We start from the raw sequence: 6,427 nt of genomic DNA, 5'->3' as shown, positions 1-6,427 counted from the left end.
GGCTGGCGCTTGGATAAGGCAACAGCTTCAGCACCGAAAGCGCCGAGACCGATTTGCCGGAACCGGATTCGCCGACCAGCGCCACCGTCTCGCCCTTGGCGATGTCGAACGAGATGTGGTCGACCGCCGTCGACTGGCCGCCGCCCTGGCTGAAGGCGACGCTGAGGTCCTGTACGCTGAGCAAGGGGGCTTCGCTCATCTGAACGTCTTGCGCGGATCGAAGGCGTCGCGCGTCGCCTCGCCGACGAAGACCAGCAGCGACAGCATCAGCGAGATGACGACGAAGCCGGAGATGCCGAGCCACGGCGCATTGAGGTTCCGCTGCGCCTGCTTGAGCAGTTCGCCGAGCGAGGCGGAGCCGGGCGGCAGGCCAAAGCCGAGGTAGTCGAGCGAGGTCAGCGTCGAGATCGAGCCTGAGAGCAGGAAGGGCATGAAGGTCAATGTCGCCACCATGGCGTTGGGCAGCAGGTGCCGGAACATGATGGTGCGGTTGGGCACGCCGAGCGCCCGGGCCGCGTTGACATATTCGAAATTGCGGGCGCGCAGGAACTCGGCCCGCACCACGCCGACCAGCGCCACCCAGGAGAACAGCAGCATCAGGCCGAGCAGGATGAAGAAGCCCGGCGGCAGGATGGCGGCGACGATGAGCAGGAGATAGAGCACCGGGATCGCCGACCAGATTTCGATGAAACGCTGGAACAAGAGATCCGTCCAGCCGCCGAAATAGCCTTGCACGGCGCCGGCCGCGACGCCGATCAAGGCCGAGCCGGCGGTCAGGATCAGGCCGAACAGCACCGAAATGCGGAAGCCGTAGATGACGCGCGCCAGCACGTCGCGCGCCTGGTCGTCGGTACCGAGCCAATTCCAGTTGCCGACGATGCAGGCGGGGTCGGCGGCACCCTTCGGATACTGGTTGCAGCGCTTCGTGGCGTCATACTGCCAAGACGGCCTGGCCGGCGCTGCTTCCGGAATGGCGTTGTTGACGGTCTGATAGGAGTAGCGCACCGGTGGCCAGATCATCCAGCCATTGGCGTTGATCTCGTCCTGGATGACCGGGTCGCGATAATCGGTGACGGCATAGAAACCGCCGAATTTTTCCTCGGGGTAGGCGACCAGCACCGGAAACAGGATCTCGCCCTTGTAGGAGGCGATGATCGGCTTGTCGTTGGCGATGAACTCGGAAAACAGCGACAGCACGAACAGGACGAGGAAGATCCACAGCGACCAGTAGCCGCGCCGGTTGGCTCTGAAGTTCTGCAGGCGCCGCTTGTTGAGCGGCGACAGAAACGGCCGCTTGATCCGCGCGGGTGCCGCGTCCACGGGGACTGTAGCCTCCGACATCAGATGTCTCTCCGCTCGAAATCGATGCGCGGATCGACCCAGGTGTAGAGCAGGTCGGACAAGAGACCGACGAACAGCCCGAGCAGCGAGAAGATGTAAAGATTGGCGAACACCACGGGATAGTCGCGCTCGACCACCGACCGGAAGCCGAGCAGGCCGAGGCCGTCGAGGGAAAAGATGTTCTCGATCAGCAGCGAGCCGGTGAAGAAGGCCGAGATGAAGGCGCCGGGAAAGCCGGCGATGACGATCAGCATGGCGTTGCGGAAGACGTGGCCGTAGAGCACCTGCCGTTCCGACAGGCCCTTGGCCCGCGCCGTCACCACATACTGCTTGCGGATTTCTTCGAGGAACGAGTTCTTGGTCAATAGCGTCGTGGTGGCGAAGGCCGACAGCACCAGCGCGGTCAGCGGCAAGGTCATGTGCCAGAAATAGTCGACGATCTTTCCCCACCAGGACAATTGATCCCAATTGTCCGAGGTGAGGCCGCGCAACGGAAACCAGTCCCAGAACGACCCGCCGGCAAACAGCACCATCAGCATGATGCCGAACAGGAAGCCCGGAATGGCATAGCCGACAATGACGACGCCGCTGGTCCAGACGTCGAAGGGAGTGCCGTCCTTGACCGCCTTGCGGATGCCGAGCGGGATCGAGATCAGGTAGGACAAAAGCGTGATCCACAGCCCGATCGAGATCGACACCGGCATCTTCTCCAGGATCAGGTCGAGCACCGAAATGTCGCGGAAATAGCTGTCGCCGAAATCGAAGCGGGCATAGTTCCACAGCATCATGCCGAAGCGCTCGAGCGGCGGCTTGTCGAAGCCGAACTGCTTTTCCAGCTTCTTGATGAATTCCGGATCGAGCCCCTGCGCCCCGCGATATTTCGAACTGACGTCACCGGCTGCATCGAAATTGCTGCCAGCGCCCGCGTCGCCGCCACCGCCGCCGAGGCGGTCGCTGCCGCCCTGATTGGTCAGCCGGGCGATGACCTGTTCGACCGGACCGCCGGGGGCGAACTGGATGACGGCGAAGGATATCGCCATGATGCCGAACAGGGTCGGGATCATCAACAGGATGCGGCGCAGGATATAGGCGCCCATCAGGCCTTTTGCCCCGCTTGAGCGAACATCTCAGCCTTTGCCAATTTTTGCCGCCTTGCCCTTATCGAACCACCACAGCGTCTCGACCGGAAAGCCGAAATCGGGCTTCTGTTCGACAAAGCCGAACATGTCCCAATAGGCGACGCGGTGATTCGCCAGATAGTATGTTGGAATCCAGTCCAGCCGCGCGCGCAAGACCCGGTCGAGCGCTCTGAGCGCCGTGACGAGTTCTATACGGTCTTTCGCCTTGCCGGCTGCCGCGATCAGGGCGTCGATGGCCTTGCTTTCCGTGCCCGGATAGTTGCGCTGCCCCGGGATTTTCGCCATCCGGGAATCATAGAGCATCTGCAGGCTGTCGTCGGTCGGCGTCGCCCCGATCGACCAATGCAGCAAGGCAAGATCGAAGTCGTAATTGCTGTGCCGCTGCTCATACTGCGCCGAATCGATTTGCCGGATCGATGCGTCGATCCCGATCGCCTTCATATTCTCGGACCAAGGGGTGTAGATGCGAACGATGCCGTCGTCCTCCGCCAGCATTTCGACCCGCAGCCGCTCACCCTTGTCGTTGACGACGAAACTGCCATCGCGCTTCCAGCCGGCCTGCGCAAGCAATCTCGAAGCCTCGCCCAGCAGCTTGCGGTCATGGCCCGAACCGTCGGAAAGGGGCTGCGTCACCGCTTCACCAAAAACCTCTGGCGGCAATTCGGCCCGGAACGGCTCCAGCAGGGCCAATTCCTCAGGCGAGGGCAGGCCTTCGGCCTTGTAATCCGACCGTTCGAAGTTCGATTGAGAACGCTCGTAGGAGCCGTAAAACAAGGCCCGCTTCATCCATTCGAAATCGAAGCACCTGGCGATCGCCCGCCGCACCCGCTCATCGCGGAATTGCGGACGACGCTGGTTCAGTGCGACGCTCTGCATGTCCGGCGTCTTCTCGCCGGGAAATTCCCGTTTGACGACCTTGCCGTCCTTCAGCGCCGGAAAGTCATATCCGGTCGCCCATACCCGTGAGGTGAATTCCTCGCGAAAATGCGTGTCGCCTTTCTTGAAGGCTTCGAACGCCGCCTGCCGGTCAAGATAGAAGTCGATGCGGATGCGGTCGAAATTGTAGAGGCCGCGGTTCACTGGGAGATCGCGGCCCCAATAGTCGGCCACGCGGTCATATTCGACAGTCTGTCCGGCCGCCACGCGTCCAATCTTGTAGGGACCCGAGCCAAGCGGCGGTGTCATGGTCGAGGCATCGAAATCATTGGCCGTATAAAAGGCCTTGGAGACGATCGGCATCCCCACGATCGCCAGGATGTTTTGCGCTGACTGTTCGCCGTTGAAAGTGAGGTTGACGGTGGCGGGATCGACCGCAACCGCGTCGGTCATGTACCGCAACGCCTGGGAAAGGTTCGGATGGCCCTTGTCCTTATAAAGCTTCAGCGCGAAGACAACGTCGTCCGCGGTCAGCGGCGAGCCGTCATGGAAACGCGCTTGCGGTCGCAGGGCGAAGCGGAAACCGTTGCGGTCTGGCGACAGGGTAACGGTTTCGGCGAGCAGGCCGTAGGCCGCATCCGGCTCATCGAGCGCGCTTGTCATCAGGGAATCGAAACAGAGTTCGGCGCGCGGCGGAGCCTCTCCCTTCAACACCAGGAAATTCAGGGTGTTGAAGGTCAGGAAGCTCTGATTGAGGGTCGAGTTCGGCGGCGCGAAATTCATCTGGCCGCCTTTTGGGGCGTCCGGATTGACGTAGTCGAAATGCGCGAAATCGGGGTTGTATTTGAGGTCGCCGAAGGCCGACAGGCCATGCAGCTTGGTGCCGGTCGCAATTTCGGCGAAGGCCCGGCCGGGCAACAAGGCGGCGGCTGCCGCGGCACTGCCCAGGGCCAGGAAGTCGCGGCGGGCAAGGGCCGCCATCAATTGCCACCCTTGTATTTGGCCGCCAGCGCCTTCTCCTTGTCCGGGTCGATCCACCAGGAATCGATGTCGGCTCCGGCATAGGCAGGCTGCTTGTCGGGGAATTTGAACTTGTCCCAATAGGCCAGCCACACCGCCGACCGGTAATATTGGGGAACCACGTAGAAGTTCCACAGCAGGATGCGGTCGAGCGCATGGGTGGCGGCGACGAGATCGTCGCGATCGGTCGCGAAGATAATGCGATCGACCAGCGCGTCGACGGTCGGGTCCTTGATGCCCATCAGATTGCGCGAACCGGGCGAGTCGGCAGCTTTCGAGCTCCAGAAGTCGCGCTGCTCGTTGCCCGGCGATTCCGACTGCTGCAGCATCCCGGTAACGACATCGAAATCGAAATTGTTGACGCGGTTGATGTACTGCGTCTGGTCGATGATGCGCAAAGTGGCGTCGACGCCGATCTTGCGCAGATTGGCGATGTAGGGGCTGGCGATGACCTGGTCGGTGTCGTTCCAACCGAGGATTTCAAACTTGAACGGCGCGCCGGTCTTGGCATTGACCATCTTGCCGCCCTTGATCACCCAGCCCGCCTTGGCGAAGAGATCGACCGCCTGTTTCAGGTACTTCCGTTCCGCCTGCGGTGAATCATAAACCGGCAGCTTGAATTCCTGGGTGAAAAGTTCGGGCGGCAGCTTGTCTCGGTATTTTTCCAGGATTTCCAGTTCCTTGCCCTGCGGCAACCCGTTCGAGGCCAGTTCGGTGCCTTGGAAATAGCTCGACGTGCGGGTGTTGAAGCCGAAGAACAGTGTGCGGTTCATGCTCTCGAAATCGAACGGAATGGTCAGCGCTTCACGCACCAGCCGGTCCTGGAACAGCGGCCGCCGCTGGTTGAGGACGAAGCCCTGCATCGGTTCCGGCGCCTGGGTCTGGAAATCCTTCTTGATGACATCGCCGGCTTGGAATGCCGGGAAATTGTAAGCCGTCGCCCATTTGCGCGAACTGTATTCGCGGTTGATGTCTTCCAGCCCACCCTTGGTGAAGGCGAGCCAGGCAGCGTTGTCGTCCAGAATATAGGTGTAGCGTCGGGTGTCGAAATTCTCACGGCCGATCTTCACCGGCAGCTTGGCCGCCCAATAGTCCGGCACACGCTGCCAGATGATTTCCGAACCCGGCTTGAAGCTGGTGATCTTGTAGGCGGCCGAACCGAGCGGAATTTCCAGCGTCGGCTTGGTTACGTCCCGCTTCTTGCCGTTGGCATCGGTGCCTTCCCACCAATGTTTCGGCAGCACGGCAAGGTCGCCGATGATCTTGGGCAGTTCGCGATTGCCCTTCTGGTTGAAATGGAACTCCACCTCGCGATCCGAAATCGCCACCGCATCGGTGACATTCTCAAAATAGCGGCTGTATTGCGGGCTGTTGGCCTTCAGCACATGAAACGACCAGATCACGTCATCGACGGTGATCGGCTGGCCGTCATGCCATTTGGCGCGCGGATCGAGCCGGTAGGTCGCGGAGGAATAATCATCAGGATATTTGTAGGCATCGGCGATCAGTGGATGGCTGGTGCTGCCTTCATCGGTCGCCTGCTCCATCAGCGTGTCGTAGAGCAGGCCGCCGCCAAACCCGACGAGGCCGGCGGCCGGTGATCCCTGGACCACGTAGGGATTGAAGCTGTCGAATGTACCTGGCACCACCGAATTCAGCGTGCCGCCCTTGAGCGCGTTCGGGTTGACGTAGTCGTAGTGCTGGAAATTGGCGCCGTATTTGGACTCGCCGATCAGCGATGAGGTGGTGCGCCATTCGTCGGCGCGGGCAGCCTGCAAGCCCGCCGCCAGAAGGGCTGCCGCCAGCAACGACTTGAGAAGCGTTCGGCCAACCGTCATGCACTATCCTCTTCGCAATGCCCGTTCATGGCAATCTAGATGATTTGGCGCTCGTGAAAACCGCCATGCGCGGCTTTGTCGCCGCCTATGCGGTTTTCCCAACAAAAAAGCCGGGCTGAACCCGGCTTTTTCAAGGTCGTCGAGATGATATCTGGCTATTGGGCAGGCGCCGGTGCGGCCAGAGCCGGGGCGGCGGGAGCGGCCGGCGCCTGC

5 protein-coding genes are annotated in these 6,427 nt (G+C 61.3%); all 5 read right to left on the bottom strand.

The annotated features are described in order from the left end of the window. A partial coding sequence (locus EN964_RS20730) for an ATP-binding cassette domain-containing protein (RefSeq protein WP_127276691.1) occupies nt 1-199 on the bottom strand: 199 nt, incomplete at its 3' end. Further along, entirely contained in the window at nt 196-1,341 is a 1,146-nt protein-coding gene (locus EN964_RS20725) for an ABC transporter permease (protein ID WP_127271572.1), read from the bottom strand. The genes EN964_RS20725 and EN964_RS20730, both read right to left, overlap by 4 nt. Further along, complete coding sequence (locus EN964_RS20720) at nt 1,341-2,438, bottom strand: microcin C ABC transporter permease YejB (protein WP_127269782.1); 1,098 nt, start codon at nt 2,436-2,438, stop codon at nt 1,341-1,343. The genes EN964_RS20725 and EN964_RS20720 overlap by 1 nt, the downstream gene beginning before the upstream one ends. A gap of 30 nt (nt 2,439-2,468) precedes the next feature. Beyond that, a complete protein-coding gene (locus tag EN964_RS20715; RefSeq protein WP_127269783.1) occupies nt 2,469-4,337 on the bottom strand; it encodes an extracellular solute-binding protein in 1,869 nt (622 codons plus the stop codon). Next, on the bottom strand, nt 4,337-6,214 hold the full coding sequence (locus tag EN964_RS20710; protein ID WP_127271570.1) for an extracellular solute-binding protein: 1,878 nt from the start codon (nt 6,212-6,214) through the stop codon (nt 4,337-4,339). Before EN964_RS20710 ends, EN964_RS20715 begins: the two co-directional genes overlap by 1 nt. Nucleotides 6,215-6,427: the final 213 nt, after the last annotated feature.

Source organism: Mesorhizobium sp. M7A.F.Ca.CA.001.10.2.1 (genome assembly GCF_003998575.1).
Taxonomy (GTDB): Bacteria; Pseudomonadota; Alphaproteobacteria; order Rhizobiales; family Rhizobiaceae; genus Mesorhizobium.
This window is presented reverse-complemented; position numbering and strand designations above follow the sequence as displayed.

What these genes read in the sequence shown, in the direction of transcription:
- EN964_RS20725 (WP_127271572.1), bottom strand. Translation starts at nt 1,341, where the DNA reads ATGTCGGAGGCTACAGTCCCCGTGGACGCGGCACCCGCGCGGATCAAG.
- EN964_RS20720 (WP_127269782.1), bottom strand. Translation starts at nt 2,438, where the DNA reads ATGGGCGCCTATATCCTGCGCCGCATCCTGTTGATGATCCCGACCCTG.
- EN964_RS20715 (WP_127269783.1), bottom strand. Translation starts at nt 4,337, where the DNA reads ATGGCGGCCCTTGCCCGCCGCGACTTCCTGGCCCTGGGCAGTGCCGCG.
- EN964_RS20710 (WP_127271570.1), bottom strand. Translation starts at nt 6,214, where the DNA reads ATGACGGTTGGCCGAACGCTTCTCAAGTCGTTGCTGGCGGCAGCCCTT.